This window comes from Pararhizobium sp. (assembly GCF_035497515.1).
In the GTDB taxonomy this organism is placed as follows: domain Bacteria; phylum Pseudomonadota; class Alphaproteobacteria; order Rhizobiales; family Rhizobiaceae; genus Pararhizobium.
Map to the genome: position 1 here is coordinate 1 of NZ_DATJDJ010000047.1, position 18,167 is coordinate 18,167.

The 18,167-nt window shown below is 62.5% G+C and carries 19 protein-coding genes and 1 pseudogene; 10 read left to right on the plus strand and 10 right to left on the minus strand.

The features are described from left to right. Positions 1–194: 194 nt before the first annotated feature. From VL202_RS04865 to VL202_RS04875, 3 genes are read right to left on the minus strand one after another with little or no spacing between them, the layout of a single operon-like run. Positions 195–971, minus strand: a complete 777-nt coding sequence (locus tag VL202_RS04865) for an SDR family oxidoreductase (protein ID WP_325463029.1) — start codon at positions 969–971, stop codon at positions 195–197. A gap of 10 nt (positions 972–981) precedes the next feature. Next, on the minus strand, positions 982–2,130 hold the full coding sequence (gene dgoD, locus VL202_RS04870) for a galactonate dehydratase (RefSeq protein WP_325463030.1): 1,149 nt from the start codon (positions 2,128–2,130) through the stop codon (positions 982–984). Between the two features lie 30 nt (positions 2,131–2,160). Further along, on the minus strand, positions 2,161–2,931 hold the full coding sequence (locus VL202_RS04875) for a FadR/GntR family transcriptional regulator (protein WP_325463031.1): 771 nt from the start codon (positions 2,929–2,931) through the stop codon (positions 2,161–2,163). A gap of 201 nt (positions 2,932–3,132) precedes the next feature. Between VL202_RS04875 and VL202_RS04880 the strand changes: the two genes are divergently transcribed. The 4 genes from VL202_RS04880 to VL202_RS04895 all read left to right on the plus strand — a co-directional run bounded on the left by VL202_RS04880 (position 3,133) and on the right by VL202_RS04895 (position 7,563). Beyond that, positions 3,133–4,116 (plus strand): arabinose ABC transporter substrate-binding protein, encoded by a 984-nt coding sequence (locus tag VL202_RS04880; protein WP_325463032.1) that lies wholly within the window; start codon positions 3,133–3,135, stop codon positions 4,114–4,116. A gap of 81 nt (positions 4,117–4,197) precedes the next feature. After that, a complete protein-coding gene (gene araG, locus VL202_RS04885; protein ID WP_325463033.1) occupies positions 4,198–5,730 on the plus strand; it encodes an L-arabinose ABC transporter ATP-binding protein AraG in 1,533 nt (510 codons plus the stop codon). Then, positions 5,727–6,677, plus strand: coding sequence for an L-arabinose ABC transporter permease AraH (gene araH / locus VL202_RS04890; RefSeq protein ID WP_325463034.1), 951 nt, complete (start codon positions 5,727–5,729; stop codon positions 6,675–6,677). The genes araG and araH overlap by 4 nt, the downstream gene beginning before the upstream one ends. Position 6,678: 1 nt before the next feature. After that, the gene (locus VL202_RS04895) at positions 6,679–7,563 is read left to right on the plus strand and encodes an aldose 1-epimerase (RefSeq protein ID WP_325463035.1); all 885 of its coding nucleotides are present in this window, start codon (positions 6,679–6,681) and stop codon (positions 7,561–7,563) included. 93 nt (positions 7,564–7,656) lie between these two features. On the opposite strand, the gene VL202_RS04900 is transcribed toward VL202_RS04895, so the two are convergent. The 3 genes from VL202_RS04900 to VL202_RS04910 form a co-directional block, all read right to left on the minus strand. Next, entirely contained in the window at positions 7,657–7,809 is a 153-nt protein-coding gene (locus tag VL202_RS04900; RefSeq protein ID WP_325463036.1) for a hypothetical protein, read from the minus strand. 88 nt (positions 7,810–7,897) lie between these two features. Next, entirely contained in the window at positions 7,898–8,482 is a 585-nt protein-coding gene (locus VL202_RS04905; RefSeq protein ID WP_325463037.1) for a UbiX family flavin prenyltransferase, read from the minus strand. Further along, positions 8,479–9,990, minus strand: a complete 1,512-nt coding sequence (locus VL202_RS04910; protein ID WP_325463038.1) for a UbiD family decarboxylase — start codon at positions 9,988–9,990, stop codon at positions 8,479–8,481. Before VL202_RS04910 ends, VL202_RS04905 begins: the two co-directional genes overlap by 4 nt. A 104-nt stretch (positions 9,991–10,094) precedes the next feature. Here VL202_RS04910 and ubiT point away from each other — a divergent pair, with 104 nt between their 5' ends. From ubiT to ubiV, 3 genes are read left to right on the plus strand one after another with little or no spacing between them, the layout of a single operon-like run. Continuing rightward, positions 10,095–10,601 (plus strand): ubiquinone anaerobic biosynthesis accessory factor UbiT, encoded by a 507-nt coding sequence (gene ubiT, locus VL202_RS04915; protein WP_325463039.1) that lies wholly within the window; start codon positions 10,095–10,097, stop codon positions 10,599–10,601. Next, positions 10,592–11,569 (plus strand): ubiquinone anaerobic biosynthesis protein UbiU, encoded by a 978-nt coding sequence (gene ubiU / locus VL202_RS04920; RefSeq protein WP_325463040.1) that lies wholly within the window; start codon positions 10,592–10,594, stop codon positions 11,567–11,569. The genes ubiT and ubiU overlap by 10 nt, the downstream gene beginning before the upstream one ends. A 10-nt stretch (positions 11,570–11,579) precedes the next feature. Then, positions 11,580–12,512, plus strand: a complete 933-nt coding sequence (gene ubiV / locus VL202_RS04925; RefSeq protein ID WP_325463041.1) for a ubiquinone anaerobic biosynthesis protein UbiV — start codon at positions 11,580–11,582, stop codon at positions 12,510–12,512. An 8-nt stretch (positions 12,513–12,520) separates the two neighbouring features. Here the strand turns inward: ubiV and VL202_RS04930 are convergent, their stop codons facing one another. After that, positions 12,521–12,979, minus strand: coding sequence for a hemerythrin domain-containing protein (locus VL202_RS04930; protein ID WP_325463042.1), 459 nt, complete (start codon positions 12,977–12,979; stop codon positions 12,521–12,523). Positions 12,980–13,123: 144 nt separating this feature from the next. Then, positions 13,124–14,029, minus strand: coding sequence for a S1C family serine protease (locus VL202_RS04935; RefSeq protein WP_325463043.1), 906 nt, complete (start codon positions 14,027–14,029; stop codon positions 13,124–13,126). Positions 14,030–14,101: 72 nt separating this feature from the next. Between VL202_RS04935 and VL202_RS04940 the strand changes: the two genes are divergently transcribed. From VL202_RS04940 to VL202_RS04950, 3 genes are all read left to right on the plus strand, one after another. Further along, positions 14,102–14,293, plus strand: coding sequence for a hypothetical protein (locus tag VL202_RS04940; RefSeq protein WP_325463044.1), 192 nt, complete (start codon positions 14,102–14,104; stop codon positions 14,291–14,293). Positions 14,294–14,426: 133 nt separating this feature from the next. Continuing rightward, a complete protein-coding gene (locus VL202_RS04945; RefSeq protein WP_325463045.1) occupies positions 14,427–16,697 on the plus strand; it encodes an MHYT domain-containing protein in 2,271 nt (756 codons plus the stop codon). A 103-nt stretch (positions 16,698–16,800) separates the two neighbouring features. Continuing rightward, positions 16,801–17,004: a hypothetical protein gene (locus VL202_RS04950; protein ID WP_325463046.1), complete on the plus strand. Its 204-nt coding sequence runs from the start codon at positions 16,801–16,803 to the stop codon at positions 17,002–17,004. A gap of 226 nt (positions 17,005–17,230) precedes the next feature. Here the strand turns inward: VL202_RS04950 and VL202_RS04955 are convergent. Both VL202_RS04955 and VL202_RS04960 read right to left on the minus strand, forming a co-directional pair. Beyond that, positions 17,231–17,363, minus strand: a pseudogene (locus VL202_RS04955) (peroxiredoxin); the annotation flags it as partial. Between the two features lie 203 nt (positions 17,364–17,566). Next, the gene (locus VL202_RS04960) at positions 17,567–18,118 is read right to left on the minus strand and encodes a glutathione peroxidase (RefSeq protein WP_325463047.1); all 552 of its coding nucleotides are present in this window, start codon (positions 18,116–18,118) and stop codon (positions 17,567–17,569) included. Positions 18,119–18,167: the final 49 nt, after the last annotated feature.

Consider the following 18,167-nt stretch of genomic DNA (forward strand, 5'->3'; position numbering starts at 1 on the left):
CCGCTTTCCATATCGGCACCAGGGCCCACGATACCAACGACCGGATCATCTACGATCAGACGACGGGCAAGCTCTGGTAGGATGCCGATGGCAGCAACAGCGGCGCGGCATTCAGTTCGCGCTGCTGGACAAGGTTTTGAAGATGACCGCAACGGATTTCGATATCATCGCGTGACCGCCGCATGATCGCGTGCCTACGGGTGGTGCAGCACGCTGACACCGCCGTCGGCGGTCAGGCATGTCGCGTTGATGAACGGGCATTCGTCGGAGATCAGGAAGAGAGCGGCCTTGGCGATCTCCTCCGGTTCGGCGATCCGACCGCCGGGATGCAGCTTCATCGTCGCCGCTTCGGCCGCGATGGGATCGGGAAAGCTGTTCCAGTAATCGATGACCTTCTGCGTGCGCACATAGCCGGGCGCCAGCGCATTCACCCGCACGCCGTGTGCCGCATATTCCAGCCCCAGCGCCTTGGTCATGCCGAGAAGCGCATGCTTGGCGACCGGATAGGGAAAGGTATGCGGAATGATGGTGAAGGCATGGGTCGAGGCGATGTTGAGGATGACGCCGCCGCCATCCTCGATCATGCCGGGCAGCACCGCCCTGCAGCAATTCCAGGCGCCCTTGAGATTGATGTCGAAGCAGCGCTGCCAATCGTCGTCGGACAGTTTCAGTGCCTCGGAGAAGACATTGACCCCGGCATTGTTGACCAGCGCATTCGGCTGGCCGATTTGCGCGACCGCTTCCCCGATGGCCGCATCGATCGCCGCCGAATCGGCGATGTCGGCTGACGCATGACCGACATTGCCACCAGCCGCTCGCAACCGTGCCGCTTGCTCGGCCAGCAGTTCACCGTCCCGGTCGATGAGAAAGAGCGCGGCTCCTTCCGCGCGCGAAACCTCGGCGATGGCAAGACCGATGCCCTGTGCGGCACCGGTTATGACGATGCGTTTTCCGTTCAGCCGTCCAGCCATGCTATCGCCCTCACCACTCGGCGACGCTGCCATCTTCATGGCGCCAGACCGGATTGCGCCAGCGATGGCCCTCCTTGGCCCGTTCCATGACATAGGCTTCGTTGACCTCGATGCCGAGACCGGGTCCTTGCGGGATGGAAACGAACCCGTCCTCGTAGTGGAACACCTCCTTGTTGGAGATGTAGTCGAGGATGTCGTTGCCCTTGTTGTAGTGGATGCCGAGGCTCTGTTCCTGGATGAAGGCATTGTAGCTGATGGCATCGACCTGCAGGCAGGCGGCAAGCGCGATCGGGCCGAGCGGGCAATGCGGCGCGATCGCCACGTCATAGGCTTCCGCCATCGCCGCGATCTTGCGGCATTCGGTGATACCGCCGGCATGGGAAAGATCAGGCTGCAGGATATCGACATAGCCGTCCGAAAGGACCTGCTTGAAGTCCCAGCGCGAATAGAGCCGTTCGCCCAGCGCAATCGGCGTTGAGCAATGGTTGGCGATCTCCTTGAGCGCTTCGCGGTTTTCCGAAAGCACCGGCTCCTCGATGAACATCAGCTTGAACTGCTCAAGCTCTTTGGCCAAAACCTTGGCCATCGGCCGATGCACGCGGCCGTGGAAATCGACGCCGATGCCGATATGCGGGCCGATCGCATCGCGGATAAGCCCGATGGTCTCAATAGCCTTGTCCAGCTTCTCGTTGGTATCGACGATCTGAAGTTCTTCGCAGCCGTTGAGCTTGATGGCCTTGAAGCCGTTGGCGACCACCTCGCGCGCATTGTTGGCAACATCGCTCGGGCGATCGCCGCCAATCCAGCTATAGACCTTGATTCTGTCACGCACCTGCCCGCCGAGCAGCGAATGAATCGGCTGTCCGAGTGCCTTGCCCTTGATGTCCCACAGGGCCTGGTCGATGCCCGCGATGGCCGACATATGGATCGCACCGCCGCGATAGAAACCGGCGCGGTACATGACCTGCCAGTGATCCTCGATCAGGAAGGGGTCCTTGCCGATCAGGTAGTCCTCAAGCTCGTGCACCGCCGCCTGCACCGTCAACGCGCGACCCTCGACGACCGGCTCGCCCCAGCCGACAATGCCTTCGTCGGTCTCGATCTTCAGGAACATCCAGCGCGGCGGGACGATATAGGTGGTCAGTTTGGTGATTTTCATGGTGACACTCGTCCTGGGAGAGATTGCGGGTCATTCGCTGGTCGGCGTGGGGTGGTTCTTCGTGGCGATCGCGAGATCGCGTGCGGCGACGTTGAGCATTCGATGCGAACAGTCGCGCGCCGCCGCCTTGTTCCGCATGCGCAGCGCCTCGACCAGTTGCCGATGAACCTCGACGGCTTCATCGCGCGCCTCGACCGCTTCGTTCGAAGCATGCAGCGAGAATTCGAGCGCGGCCTGGATGATGCTGGCGAGTTGCATGAAAACCCGGTTGTGGCTGGCCTTCAACAGAGCGGCATGGAAGGCGACATCGGCTTGCGTGAAGGCTTCGAGGTCGCCTTCGGCGTCGCGCATCATCTCCCAAGCCCGTTCGATCTCGCCGACTTCCTGAGCCGTTGCCCGCTCCGCCGCGAATTCGGCCGCGAAGGGTTCGATGGCGCGGCGCGCATCGAGCACGCAGGACAAAAGGTCCAGTTCGAAGATGCGCGGCCCGATCCATTCGAGCACCTGCTGGTCGAGGATATTCCACTCCTCCTTGGCGCAGACGATTGTGCCAACACGCGAACGCCCAAGCACCAGGCCCTTGGATTCGAGGATTTTCAGGGATTCGCGGATGACGGTCCGGCTGACGCCATAATGAAGGCAGAGTTCGTTTTCCGTTGGAAGAAACCCTCCAACGGAAAAGATTTCGGCAAAGATATCCGACGCGATCGCCCGCGTGGTGTTCTTCTGCACGCGTGGCCGGCGCACGCTGCCCTCACCATGCTGCACGTTCAGAATCTCACCGTGTTTTTCTCCGGCCATTCCCCATCCCACTCCCGCGCCTAAAGCACCCGTAGCGACCCATAACCGGTTTCGCATACGAAGGCGACGCCAGATTCATATCACAACACCACCAGTGTCATACCTAGATATCTAATTCATCATACAAACGCAATTGACCAATATGATGAAAGCCGATAAATAGACCTCACTGCAAGCGCAGCTATTTTTGGGAGAGAGATAATGGGCTTTATCAAGACAGCCGTCCTGGCTGGCACCGTCGCCGTATTCGCAGCAACCACCGCCTTCGCCGCCGACGTGAAGATCGGCTTCATCGTGAAGCAGGCGGAAGAGCCGTGGTTCCAGGATGAATGGAAGTTCGCCGAAGTCGCCGCCAAGGAAAAGGGCTTCACGCTGGTCAAGATCGGCGCGGAAGATGGCGAGAAGGTTCAGTCAGCCATCGACAATCTCGGCGCGCAGGGCGCGCAGGGTTTCATCATCTGCACGCCGGACGTTAAGCTCGGCCCCGGTATCGTCGCCAAGGCGGCCGCCAATGACCTCAAGGTGATGACCGTCGACGACCGCCTCGTCAATGCGGATGGCAGCCCGATCGAAGACGTGCCCCACATGGGCATCTCGGCCACCAAGATCGGCGAAGCCGTCGGCCAGACGCTCGTCGATGAGATCAAGAAGCGCGGCTGGGACATGAAGGACGTCGGCGCGATCCGCGTTTCCTACGACCAGTTGCCGACCGCCGTCGATCGCGTCGGGGGCGCGCTGTCGGTCCTGAAGGCCGCCGGCTTCCCGGAAGCCAATATCTTTGACGCTCCGCAGGCCAAGACCGATACGGAAGCCGCCCTCAACGCCGCGACCGTTGTCCTCAATAAGAATGCCGGCATCAAGAAGTGGATCGCCATCGGCCTGAATGACGAAGCCGTGCTCGGCGCTGTCCGCGCGACGGAAACCGTCGGGATCGCTGCCGACAGCATGATCGGCGTCGGCATTGGTGGCGCGGATTCGGCCATCAACGAGTTCAAGAAGCCGGCTGCCACCGGCTTCTTCGGCACCGTGATCATCTCGCCGAAGCGTCACGGCTACGAGACCGCGCTCAACATGTATGACTGGGTCGCCAACGGCAAGGAGCCGGAAAAGTTGATCCTGACGGCTGGCCAGATTGCTTTGCGCGACAACTATGAGACGGTTCGCAAGGACCTCGGTATCGAATAATCATCCTCCCATGATGATTTCATCCCGGCGGCGGAGCTGAAGAGCTTTTCAGCCGCCGGGCCTCTTTTCGGGGTGCTTGAGATGCAGGACTTTCTCGAATTCAAGGCGATATCCAAGGGATATCCCGGCGTGCAGGCGCTTGCCGACGTCTCTTTCACGGTACGCAAGGGCGCCGTGCACGGCTTGATGGGCGAAAACGGTGCGGGCAAATCGACCCTCATCCGCGTGCTCTCCGGCGACCAGTCGGCTGATACCGGTGAAATCCGGATCGAGGGCCAGCTTCAGCAATACCGCTCGGTGCGCGACGCATTCGACGCGGGCGTCATCGTCATTCACCAGGAACTCCAGCTCGTTCCCGAGCTGACGGTCGCCGAAAACCTCTGGCTCGGTCGCTTCCCCGGCAAGGCTGGCGTGATCGATCGCTCGCGACTGATCGGCTTGGTGAAGGAAAAACTCGCGGACATCGGCATCGACATCGACCCGACCGCCAAGGTCGCCTCGCTCTCGATCGGCGAACGCCAGATGGTCGAGATCGCCAAGGCCGTGATGGCCGATGCGCGCGTCATCGCGCTCGACGAGCCGACCTCTTCGCTCTCCTCGCGTGAAAGCGAAATCCTGTTTGCGCTCATCGACCGCCTGCGCGCGCAAGGCAAGGTGATCCTCTACGTTTCGCACCGGCTCGACGAGATCTTCCGCCTCTGCGATAGCTTGACCGTGCTGCGGGACGGCAAGCTTGCCGCGCACCATCCGGATGTTTCCGTAACGACCCGCGAGCAGATCATCGCCGAAATGGTCGGCCGCGAGATTTCCAACATCTGGGGGTTTCGGCCCCGTGAACACGGCGCTGTCCGGCTCGAGGTGAAGGATCTTGCCGGCCGCAAGCTGCGCGCGCCGATCAGCTTTTCCGTCCGTCAGGGCGAAATCCTCGGCTTTTTCGGCCTGATCGGTGCCGGCCGCAGCGAGATGACGCGCCTCGTCTATGGCGCGGACGACCGCTCGCAGGGCACCGTCAGCGTCGATGGCCAGACCGTCGCGCCGGACAACCCGCCGCAATCGATCCGCTCCGGCATCGTGCTTTGCCCCGAGGACCGCAAGTCCGACGGCATCGTACAAGGCCGTAATATCGAGGAGAACATGGCGATCTCCTCCCGCCGCCACTTTTCCCCCTTCGGCATTCTCCAGCCGAAAAAGGAGGCAGAACTGGCGGAAAGGTTTATTGCGAAACTTCGCGTGCGCACTCCGTCGCGCAAGCAGGACATCGGCAACCTTTCCGGCGGCAACCAGCAGAAGGTCATCCTCGGCCGCTGGCTGTCCGAACAGGGCGTCAAGGTCCTGATCATCGACGAACCGACCCGCGGCATCGATGTCGGCGCCAAGTCGGAAATCTATGAAATCCTCTATGAACTCGCCCGCGAAGGCATGGCGATCGTCGTCATTTCCAGCGAATTGCCGGAGGTAATGGGCATTACCGACCGTATCCTGGTCATGTGCCAGGGCCGGGTTGCGGCCGATATCGCGCGTGCCGATTTCGACGAGCGCCGCATCCTCGCCGCCGCCCTTCCCGATATTTCCGCTGCAAGCGAACTTCCAAACCAACAGGTCCAGTCGCGATGACGTCTCTCAAAAAACTCCTCCTCGGCGAGCAAGGCCTCGTCGTTATTTTCGCCATCGCCTTTGCCATCGTGGCGCTGACGGTTCCGAACTTCCTGACCGAGCGCAACATGCTGGGTCTGCTGCAATCGGTCGTCACCATCGGCATCGTCGCCTGTACCATGATGTTCTGCCTCGCCTCGCGTGACTTCGACCTGTCGGTCGGTTCCACCGTCGCCTTTTCCGGCATGATTGCGGTCATGGCCTCGAATGCCTCGGGCTCGATCATCGTCGGTCTTCTTGCGGCACTCCTGTGCGGCGGTGGCGTCGGCCTGATCAACGGCGTGGTCATTGCCCGCTTCCGCATCAACGCGCTGATCACGACGCTTGCCACCATGCAGATCGTGCGCGGCTTCGCACTGATCGCCTCGGATGGCCGCGCCGTCGGCATCAACGATCCCGGCTTCTACCAACTGTCGCTGTCGAAATTTCTCGGCATCCCCACGCCGATCTGGGTCATGGCGGTCTTTTTCATCATCTTCGGCTTCATTTTGAACCGCACCGTGTTCGGCAAGAACACGCTGGCGATCGGCGGCAACCCGGAAGCCTCGCGCCTTGCCGGCGTCAACGTTTCCACCATGCGGATCTGGATCTTCGCGCTGCAAGGCCTCGTCTGCGCCGTTGCCGGCGTGCTGCTCGCCTCGCGCATCACGTCGGGCCAGCCGAATGCCGCGACGGGACTGGAACTCTCTGTCATCTCGGCTTGCGTGCTCGGCGGCGTCTCGCTTGCCGGCGGTCGCGCGGCCATGACCGGTGTCGTCGTCGGCGTGCTGATCATGGGCATTGCCGAGAATGTCATGAACCTCCTCAATATCCAGGCCTTCTACCAATATGTCGTGCGCGGCCTGATCCTGTTGCTCGCGGTGCTGCTCGACAACCTGCGTTCGGCCGCTGCCGGCCGGCGCGGTTGACGTGACGGCCGAGGATGTCATCCGCCTCGAAAAGGACGGGCTCACGGTCGACGTGAGCCCGCTCGGCGGCGCTATCCTCTCGGCCCGCTGGCATGGCATCCCCGTCCTTGCGCCGGCACCGTCGCCGGGCCTTGCCTCGCAAGTGCTCGGCACAGAGGCCTGCTTCCCCCTCGTGCCCTTCGGCAATCGCGTCGAAAACAATGCGTTCCGGTTCGATGGGCGGGACTACGGTCTCACAGCCAATACTGCCGACCCGCTCATCCTGCACGGTGACGGCTGGCTGCGGCGATGGGCGGTCGCGGAACAGGAACCGCACCGGATCGTCTTCCGCTATCACCACGAAGCGGATGCGGCTTCCCCTTTCGCCTATGAGGCAGTGGAAACCATCGCGCTCGGTGACGACAGCCTGTCCCTGTCGCTTGGCGTCACCAATCGGGCAAAGCAGACACTGCCTTACGGTCTTGGCTTCCACCCCTATTTCCCCCGGACACCGGCCACCCGCATCCAGGTGAATGTGAACCGCTTCTGGACGGAACGAACAGGCCATCTGCCGGGCGAAGCCGGCCCGCTCCCGCCGGATTTCGATATCGCCGCCGGCGCAACCCTGCCGGAGCGCTGGCTGAACAATGCCTTTGACGGCTGGGACGGCACGGCGCGGATCGAATGGCCGGAACACAATCTGGCATTGTCTCTCGAAGCCGACCCGGCCTTGGGCCACATCGTCATCTACGCCCCATCTTCCATGGACGCGTTCTTCTGTCTTGAGCCAATGACGCATCGTCCAAATGCGCATGCCGAGCCGACTGGCAGCGGGCTCGTCCCCTTAGAAGACGGTGAGAACCTCAGCGCTGGAATAAGTCTGCGGGTTCAAGCGCTCACGCCGTGAAGACGACGATTTCGTCGCGTCGATCGCCAGCGTGATATCCGCTTTCAGGCCACCTTCACCCTCAAAGCCGATCTGCGGGCCGATCATCGAGCGTTACCAATGGTACCAGCCGCCAGTTGTCGGCGTCCAATAGTAGATTTCATAATCGCTGGCGTAGGAATGGAATTTCTCGTCCTCTCGCGACGAAGTCGAGGTATCACGCGAATTCACGCGCAACCGAAGGAATATCGTTTTCAGAAAACTCATTGGCATCGCCTTTCGTGCCGGTGTTTCATGCCCTGCCGCTGCTCTCCTGAAGGCTGACATTCCTCTTCCATGAAAGCGGGCAACAACATCAGTCCGGTTTCGGCCCCTCCCACTGCGTCGCCAGCGTTGGTTGCGGCAAGGCCAGGAGATCGATCGCCCGGCAGGCAAGGTGATCGACGATATCGGCGACAGAGGCTGGACGATGATAGAAGGCGGGCACCGGGGGCATGATGATGGCGCCCATTTCCGTGGCCGCGACCATGCTGCGCAGATGGCCGAGATGCAGCGGGGTTTCGCGCGCGAGCAGAACAAGACGGCGGCGCTCCTTGAGCTGAACGTCGGCGGCGCGGGTCAGCAGCGTATCGGCGCGGCCCGTGGCAATGGCCGACAGTGTCTGCATCGAGCACGGCGCGACGATCATGCCATGGGCACGAAACGAACCACTGGCAATGGAAGCGCCGACATCGCCGATCGGGTGATGATGATGGGCGAGCGCGGTGAGGCTTTCCAGCGTATCGAGGTCACATTCCAGCGCGAGCGTGCGCCGGGCCGCCTGGGAAATCACGAGATGGGTTTCGACATCCGCAAGCGTTGCGAGCCGCTCGAGGATGCGCATGCCCAGGACAGCGCCCGATGCGCCGGAGATACCGAGAATGACGCGTCGCATCGTCATGCCGTCACCTCATCAAGACCGAGAAAGTGCCAGAGACTGTCGACCCGCGCGACCACCTCCGGTGCCATGGCAAGGGGGCGTCCCCATTCGCGATCGGTCTCCGTGCCGATCTTCGTGGTGGCGTCCAGGCCGAGCTTGCCTCCGAGGCCGGATTGGGGCGAAGCGAAATCGAGATAGTCGATCGGCGTCCTATCGACGACCATCAGGTCGCGGCTGGCATCGAAGCGGGTGGAAAGCGCCCAGATGACATCCGGCCAGCTCCTGACATCGATATCGCCATCCACGGCGATGATCAGCTTGGTATAGCTGAACTGCGGCAGCATGGACCACAGGCCCATCATCACCCGCCGCGCCTGGCCGGGGTAGCGCTTGTCGATGGAAACGACCATGGCGCGGTAGGAACAGGCTTCGGGCGGCAGCCAGAGGTCGCGGATTTCAGGGAACTGCCGCTTGACCAGCGGCACGAAGAGATCGTTCATCGCCTCACCGAGCCGTGACGGTTCGTCCGGCGGTCGGCCGGTATACGTGGAGAGATAGATCGGATTCTCGCGCATGGTGATCGCCGACAGCGTCATCACGGGAAAGGCTTCGACGGAGTTGTAATAGCCGGTATGGTCGCCGTAAGGGCCCTCCTGCGCCGTTTCCCTGACGGAGACCTGGCCTTCGAGCACGATCTCCGCCCCTGCGGGAATCGGCAAGGACACGGTCACGCCCCGCGCCGTCTGCTGCCGCCGGCCACTGAGCACACCGGCGAAGGCCAGCTCGCTCATGCCGTCCGGCAGGGGCATGACGGCGGACAGGATCGTGGCCGGATCGGCGCCGATCACCACCGCGACCGGCATCTCCTTGCCCTGCGCCTGCCAGAGCCGGTGATGGCGCGCGCCGCCGCGATGGGCCAGCCAGCGGATGATCAGCCGGTCCTTCCCGAGCTTCTGCATGCGATAGATGCCGACATTGATGTCTGACGGGTCGTCCGGTGCCTGCGTGATCACCAGCGGCCAACTGACGAGCGGGGCGGGTTCGCCGGGCCAGCAGGTCTGGATCGGCAACCGGTCGAGATCGATGGCTTCGCCCTGCCAGATCGTCTGCTGGCAAGGCATGCGGGAGACGGCGCGCGGGTTCATCGACAGCGCGGCTTTCAGGTGCGGCAGCTTCCGCAGGGCATCGCGCATCGAACGGGGCGGCCTCGGATCGCGCAGGTCCGAAAGGAAGCCGGCAAGGCGATGCAGGCCGCCGGCTTCCAGCCCGAAACCCCATTCGATCCGCTCGCGCGTGCCGAAAAGATTGGTGAGAAGCGGAATGGGCTGGACATTGCCGTCCACATCGACCGGCCGTTCGAAAAGCAGTGCCGGGCCCTCCTGCGCCAGGACACGACGATGGATTTCGGTAATCTCATGGACCAGCGAAACAGGTTCGCGAATGCGCTTCAGCCGCTCCCGCCGCTCCAGCAGGGCGACGAAATCCTGGAGACTGTCGTAACGGCGAGGAACAGGGATATCAGCTTTCATGCCGAACCCTTGCCCGGGAAAAACGGCGCGGTCTTTGTGCTGGCGCAAACACTTGAGGCGCGACGCCGCCTAGGTTGAGGCAACGATCCTTCCAAGGCCTGCTCATGCCCAACCTTCCTCCGCTTCTGGTGAAACCCGTCGAAATCGCACCGCTCTGGCTTGTCCAGCGCGTCGCACGGACGATCTTTTCCGGTGTCCTGAAATCTCATCCCGATCTCTTCGAGAGGCTCGGCGACTACCGGCAGAGCCGCTACTGCTTCTCGCCCACCGACCTGCCGCTGCATTTCCGCGTCGTACCGGCCGCGCAGGCGCTCTCGGTCTTTCGCGACACGCAGCCACCGGCGGATGCGCATATCGAAGGGCCGCTGGTGCTGCTGCTCGGCCTGCTCGAAGGACGCTGCGATGCCGACGCGCTGTTCTTCTCGCGCGATCTTTCCGTGACCGGCGACATGGAGGCAATGCTGGCATTGCGCAATGCGCTCGATGACAGCGCCATCGACCTGCCGCGTGAACTCGGCGCATTGGCCGGCCTGTTTTCGCCGCTCGTCCGGGGTGTCGCACGCCATATCCGGGCACGTGCGCTCGAAGGAAGGGAAACCGCATGGAACTGATCTGCCCCGCCGGAACGCCGGCCGCGTTCCGCGAAGCGGTGGAAGCCGGCGCCGATGCCGTCTATTGCGGCTTTCGTGACGAGACCAATGCCCGCAACTTTCCCGGCCTCAACTTCAGCCGCGAGGAACTCCGCCAGTCGATCGCGCTTGCCCGTCGCAAGAAGGTTCAGACCTTCGTCGCCCTCAACACCTTCATGCGGGCTGGAGATGAGGCGCTCTGGTACCGTGCCGCCGATGATGCGGTGGCTCTTGGGGCGGATGCCCTGATCCTCGCCGATTTCGGGCTGATGGCCTATGTCGCCGAACGCTATCCGGATCAGCGCCTGCATGTCTCCGTCCAGGCATCTGCATCCAACCCGGAGGCCATCCGTTTCCTCGTCGAGGCCTTCGGCGCCAAACGCGTCGTGCTGCCGCGCGTACTGACGGTGCAGGACATCGCCCGCCTGACCCGGCAGGTCGATTGCGAAGTGGAGGTCTTCGCCTTCGGCGGCCTCTGCGTCATGGCGGAAGGACGCTGTTCGCTCTCCTCCTATGCAACCGGAAAATCGCCGAACATGAACGGCGTCTGCTCGCCGGCCAGCCATGTGCGTTACCGCGATGAGGGCGGTTCGCTCGTTTCCGAGCTTGGCGCCTATACGATCAACCGCTTCACGCCCGGCGAGGCCTCCGGCTACCCGACACTCTGCAAGGGGCGTTTCGATGTCGGCGGAACGGAGGGCTATGCCTTCGAGGATCCGGTCTCGCTCGACGTGATCGACGAGATCGACGCTTTGAGGGCGGCCGGCGTTTCTGCGCTGAAGATCGAGGGACGCCAGCGCGGCAAGGCCTATGTCGCCGAAGTGGTTTCCTCGCTGAAGAAGGCGCTTCGAGCGACCCCAGCCGAACGCGCCGCCCTCGTTTCCCGGCTTCGGGCCATGAGCGAGGGGCAGCGCACGACCTCCGGCGCCTATGACAAGCGCTGGCGATAGGAGACGACAGATGGAAAACAAGCGAGCAGCACTCAGCGTCGGACCGGTCTATTATCTCTGGGACGGGCCGAAATGGCGGGATTTCTATTTTCGCATCGCCGACGAGGCCGATATCGAATATGTCACGCTCGGAGAGACCGTCTGCTCCAAGCGCCAGCATTTCAGCGAGCCGCATGTCGCCGATGTCATCGAACGGCTTGAAGCGGCTGGCAAGCAGGTGACGCTCTCGACGCTCGCCATGGTGACGCTGGAGCGTGAAAGCCGGCATATGCGCGACCTCATCCGCGACAGCGACCATCCGGTGGAAGCGAACGACCTCTCGGCGCTCGGCCTGCTCAAGGGACAGCCGCATTCGATCGGCCCGCTGGTCAATGTCTACAATGCCGCGACAGCGCGCACGCTCGCTTCGCGCGGGGCCAGCAATATCTGCCTGCCGCCGGAACTGCCGGCCGTCTCTATCCAACGGATGCTGGACGACATGCCCGGCTTTTCCTTCGAACTCTTCGCTTTCGGCCGCATGCCGCTCGCCATTTCAGCGCGTTGCGCCCATGCACGCTCGAAGGGGCTGACCAAGGACAATTGCCAGTTCATCTGCGGAGAGGAACCGGATGGCCTGGCGCTGCGCACGCTCGACCGGCAATCCTTCCTTGTGCTCAACGGCGTGCAGACCATGTCGAACAGTTGCGCCGTGCTGCTCGATGACCTCGCGCCCTTTGTCGAAGCAGGCCTCGCCCGCGTTCGGCTCTCGCCGCAGGATTGCGACATGGTGGGTGTCACTGACATCTACCGGGCGGTGCTCGATGGTCGTATCGATGGCGACGAGGCGCTCGCCAACCTCTCGGCCGTCTATCCGGGCGTGCGTTTCTCCAACGGCTTCCTGCACCAGCAGGAGGGGGCGGCCTGGGTGGCACGCGGGCGCGGTGCCGCTGTGGCGCAGGGGTGAAAGCCGGATCAGCCGAAAATGACACGCGCCTCGGACTTCGCGGCAAGCAGGCTTTCGAGAACCATCTTCTCGAAAAAGACATGGCGGCGCAGGCCTTCCTGAAAGCCTCCGAGCATGTGCCAGACAGTCTCTGGCGAGAGCCTGCTGCGGCCATCCGCGATGGCCTTCATCGTGCGGGACAGCTCTTCCGCCTGAAGTCGGTCGCAGCGGTGCTCAGCCTTCAGGCGCTCGATGGTCACGGCGGCAAAATGCGAGCCGGCATGGTGGTCGAAATCGGGGAAGAGCAGCCGTTCCTCCAGATCATGAACGACTGTCAGCAACGGCAGGATCGCTTCGGCAAGCTCGACCAGGTCTTCCGCGCTGCCGGGCTCGGTCGCCGCCTCTTCGAGCCGCAGACAGAGATCAAGCACTTCACCCTGAAGTTTTTCCAGCCGGGCGATATCAACAGCGGCAAGGGTCGCATTCATCTTGAACCCTCCTTTCCTTCGCCGCCATCATGCCGCGTCGCGCGGTACCGGTCTTTGTGCGGGCTCAAACAAGGTGGAGGCTTGGGCGTGGCATTGAGGCCATGGCGAGGCGGCTTGCGGAAGGTGAGCCCAGCCGCCCCTGCCCTATTGAAGCCGGGGCCGCTTCAGGAAGGTGTCGCGGTCGGCGGATTTGACCCTGAGCCAGGTTTCACGGCCGTTGCGCAGAACCCTTACGGGGATCTCGGCGCCGGCCGGGCCGCTTTTCCAGACCTGTCGATAGAAGTCGGCCAGACCGCCAACCTCCTCGTCGCGCACTTCCGAAATCACGTCTCCGCCCTGCAACCCGGCCTGCGCGGCCGGCCCTTCGGGCGAAACACTGATGACCACGACATCGCCATTGCTCTCGGCAGCCATCGCGCCAAGCCAGGGACGCGGCGGCTTGTCCACCTTTCCGCGCGTCAGAAGATCGTCGAGGATCGGGCGAAGCAGGTTGATGGGAACGACCATGTTGATATCGGACGCCCGTCCGCCGCGGCTCATCTCGAGCTTCAGGGAGCCAAGCCCGAGCAGCTTGCCGTCCTGATCGACGAGAGCGGCACCGCCCCAGGAGTGGTGGGCGGGCGCCGTGAAGATCGCCTCCTCCAGCAGGTATTCCCAGTAGCCCGCGAATTCCTGCTTCGCGACGATCGCCGCCTCCTGCGCCTGACCGTGCCCGTCGATCATGACGACCGGATCGCCGCGCTTTGCCTTGGCGCTGTCACCGAACACGAGCGCCGGGCAGTTCAGCGGACCGAGCGCCTGGATGAGGCCAAAGCCGCTTTCCTGATCGTAGGCCAGGGCATGGCCGGCCACTACCCTGCCATCCTGGTCTGTGAGCCAGACCTCTTCCGCCTCGATCATCAGATAGCCGATGGTAAGCACGACGCCATCCGCGCGGATCACGACACCGCTTCCCTCACGCAGGGTTCCGAGCGATCGGGCGGTGAATGCGTCCTCCGAAATGGTCGCGCGCACGGCAACAATCGATCGCGCAAAGGCAGCTTTATCCATATCTCGTCTCGATTTCGTCGTTCATGTCATTGTGAAATATGTACGCGCGCCCTCCAAAACAAGGTGATCGTGGTGCTGCGCCCCTTCGCAGACCTGGACGGCGTGGCACGCGCGCAATCTGCGGAAATGACCGGCAACACCGAAACAGGTTGGCTCAATCAGGAGGGCCGGTTTCCGTTTCTTATGGTTCCAACCTACCTGAAGACAGCACCCGCCGCCGCTTCCGCACCATCGTCGTCCATTTTTGCAGAAACCTTCACATGAAGCCTATGGGCAAAAACAACCGTACGTGACAGAATCGGAAGCAATCGGGCTGTTCAGCGTCAAGGCTTGCCCGTCTGATCGCACGTGGCCCAATCCGTTACCTGCGGTGTCGATATGAACAGGAGGTGCTGGAATGATCGGATCACATGACGTTTTTCTTGTGATCCTTGCCGTCATGATCGCCATGGCGGCGTCCTATACCGCGCTTGATCTCGCGTCCCGCACGAGCGTGGCCACCACCCGTCTCGCCTCGCTGGTCTGGTTGGCGGCCGCAACGATCTGTCTGGGGGGCGGCATCTGGGCGATGCATTTCGTCGCCATGCTGTCCTATGTCCTGCCGGGCATGGAGGTCGCGTATGATCTGTGGCTGACCGTTCTCTCGCTCCTGACCGCGATCGTCTTTACCGGGGTCGGATTTGCGGTCGTGGCGCGGGCCGATACCGGCCCGACGGCGCTTGTCCTCAGCGGACTTTTCATGGGCACTGGCATCCTGGCCATGCACTATGTCGGCATGGCCGCGATGCGGATGCATGCCAGCCTGCACTATGATCCGGTCTGGGTCCTTGTTTCAGTGATCATTGCCATGGCCGCGTCTATCGCGGCGCTCTGGCTTGCCTTTCGCGGCGCACGTTTCATCGAGAAGATCATTTCCGCCTTCGCCATGGGATTGGCGATCTCCGGCATGCATTTCGCCGGCATGAAGGCGGCGACGTTCACCATGCACGGCGACATGGGGGCGGAGATCGGCGGCAGCGTCAACCAGAATGGCCTGGCCCTGGCGGTTTCCGGCATCACCTTCCTGATCCTTGTCGCCGCGATCGTCGCCGCCATCTTCGACCGCCGGTTCGCGGCGTTGGCATCGAAGGAGTCGCGGGCGCTGAAAGAAAGCGCCGAACAGTTCCGCTCGCTCTACCGGCGCACGCCGCTGCCTCTCCATTCGCTGGACGCGGACGGCCGTATCGAGGATGTCAGCGATGCCTGGCTCACTATGCTTGGCTACGAACGCGCTACGGTGATCGGTCGCCCACTCATCAATTTCATGACCGAGGAATCGGCGCGGCAGCGGATTGGCGACTGGCAACGGCTCCTTGTCGAAGGCGAACTGCGCGAGCGGGAATACCGGTTCGTTACTCGCAAAGGGGATTTCATCGACGTACTTTCCACGTCTCGGATCGAGCGGGATGCTGATGGCGTTTTCATCCGGGCGGTCGGAGGCCTCGTTGATGTGACGGCGCGGCGGCGGGCGGAGGAGGCACTCCGGCAAGCCCAGAAGATGGAAGCCGTCGGCCAGTTGACCGGAGGCGTCGCACACGACTTCAACAACATCCTGGCGATCATTCTGGGCAATCTCGAAATGATCCGCAAACGCATTCCGAAGGAAGACCGGGCGATCCGCATGGTCGACAATGCCATCGAGGGCGCGCAGCGCGGCGCGGCTCTCACCCAGCGCATGCTGTCCTTTTCCCGGCGCCAGAGCCTCAGCCCGCAAGCCGTGCAGATCCGTAGCCTCGTGGATGGCATGCATGACCTGATCGGGCGTTCGCTTGGGCCGAGGATCACCGTGCTTACCCAATTTCCCGACCGGTTGCCGGCCGTCTTTGCCGATCCGCACCAGCTTGAAATGGTCCTGCTCAATCTTGTCGTCAACGCACGCGATGCGATGGAGGGCGGCACGATCACCATCGCGGCGGACGGCCCGGTCCCGGCTCCCCCGACCTTGCATAACGGTTCCTATGTGTGCCTCCGGGTGACTGATACCGGCGCCGGCATGGATGAGGCGATCCTGTCACGGGCGCGCGAACCCTTTTTCACCACCAAGGGCGTCGGCAAGGGAACCGGGCTCGGCCTGTCGATGGCCAGCGGCTTTGCCGACCAATCGGGTGGCGCGCTCGATATTACCAGCCAGAAGGGCATCGGCACGACGATCAGCATCTGGCTGCCGGTGGCGGCAGCCAGTTCGCCGGGAAACGAAAGCGGAAAGTCCGGCATCGTTCCTCGTAACACTCCGCGGCTCGATGGCCAGACGATTCTTGTCGTCGACGACGAGGCTCTGATCCTTATCAACACCGAATCCACGCTGCAGGAACTGGGCGCGACCGTATTTTCCGCAACGACGGCGCTTGAGGCCCTGGATCTGTTCGGCCGCCATTCCGAAATTTCCTGCCTGGTGACGGATTATGCGATGCCAGGCATGACCGGCGCGCAACTGGCGGCCGCCATTCGCGTCAAGAAACCGAACCTGCCGATCGTGATCGCAACGGGCTACGCCGAACTGCCCGGCGAAATTGCCTCCTACGAGACCATAAGCAAGCCCTTCAACGAAGAAGCGCTGGGCAGGATCATCGCGCAGGCGATCTTCGGCACCCGTGGCGAAGTCGTTCCATTCGACCGGAAGAACCGCTGACGCGCCGTTTGCGACCGAACCTTGCCTCACCGCCTGCACCCCAGGAACAATCCTGACCGATCATCGTTTCAACAAATCGCAATATCGGACGGAGGATGATCATATGGGTATGGAACAAGCCCCGACAAAACCAGGAAATGAATCGGCGCGCGGCCTGCGTCGCAGCACGGCAGAGGAAGAGCGCAAGGTCGAAGCGAGCAAGGGCTCCGATCTGGCAAAAGGCGCCGATCGTGTCGAGGAACGCTCCAGAAGCTCGGATGGCAAAAGCGCCGGCCAAAAGCAGGCTCCGCGCTCCAAGCGTCACTGAGGCGAGCGTCGTCGACAACAGATAAAGGCGGCGGGCTTTCGTCCGCCGTCTTTTCGTTCAGTTCGAGCCGTCCGTTACAAGACCGCGCCAAGCGCACCGGCCAGTGGCGGCGGTTCCCGCGATGTCGCATCATAGATGCACGGGGCTGCAAAGATGGCAGCGCAGAGTGCGGCGATAACAATCATTCTCATGGGATGCTCCTCCGATTTCCCGATCGACGGACGCCTCAAACCAGATTGAGTTCGACATTGATGTTGCCCCGTGTCGCCTTGGAGTAGGGTCTGGTGGGCTTCCTCGACCAGTTCGCGGGCGATGTCAGGCTCGATGCCAGGCATGCTGATGTTCAGTCGCACCTGCAGATTGGCTCAGCAAGCCTGCCGATCAGGGGACGGTGACTTCCGCCGCCAACCCGCCACCCTCGCGATTGTAGAGCCGGATCGAGCCGCCGATCGCTGTGTCGTCCGGGATTATCTCGCCCGCACCCCTGCAGCGCCCCGCGTCAAATATGACGCGCAAAGGTCGCTGTAACACTCTAAATATTCTGCATAATTCCGTTCGCGCGTCAGGTGTGGCGCGCCAGCTCCTTCTCGATCGCCGAAACCAGCCGGCGGTCGTCCGGCGTGACATCCGGTGAGAAGCGAGAGACAACCTTGCCGTCACGGCCGATCAGGAATTTCTCGAAGTTCCACAGCACGTCGGCCTGATCATCGGCGACAACGCCATAGCCCTTCAAGCGCTCGCGCATCGGCCCCTCGCCGATCGCTTCGGGCGACGTTTGCGTCAGGGTCTGGTACAGCGGATGGGCGGTCGCGCCCTTGACCGAGATCTTGGCGAAGATCGGGAACTGGACGTCATAGGTGCTGGTGCAGAACTCGACGATCTCGGCCTCGGTGCCCGGCTCCTGCCCCATGAAGTCGTTGGCCGGAAACGCCAGGATGACGAGGCCTTCGTCACGCTTGGCTTCGAACAGCTTTTCCAGTCCTTCATATTGGACCGTCAGTCCGCATTTCGACGCGACGTTGACGACCAGCATCACGCGGCCGCGATATGCTTCCAGGGTCGTCTGGCTGCCATCCACTGTCTTGACCGGGATATTCAAGGGAGACGATGTCACGATTTTCCACTCCGCTGCGATAACAAGGACAGGCGATCATCCGGCCAGG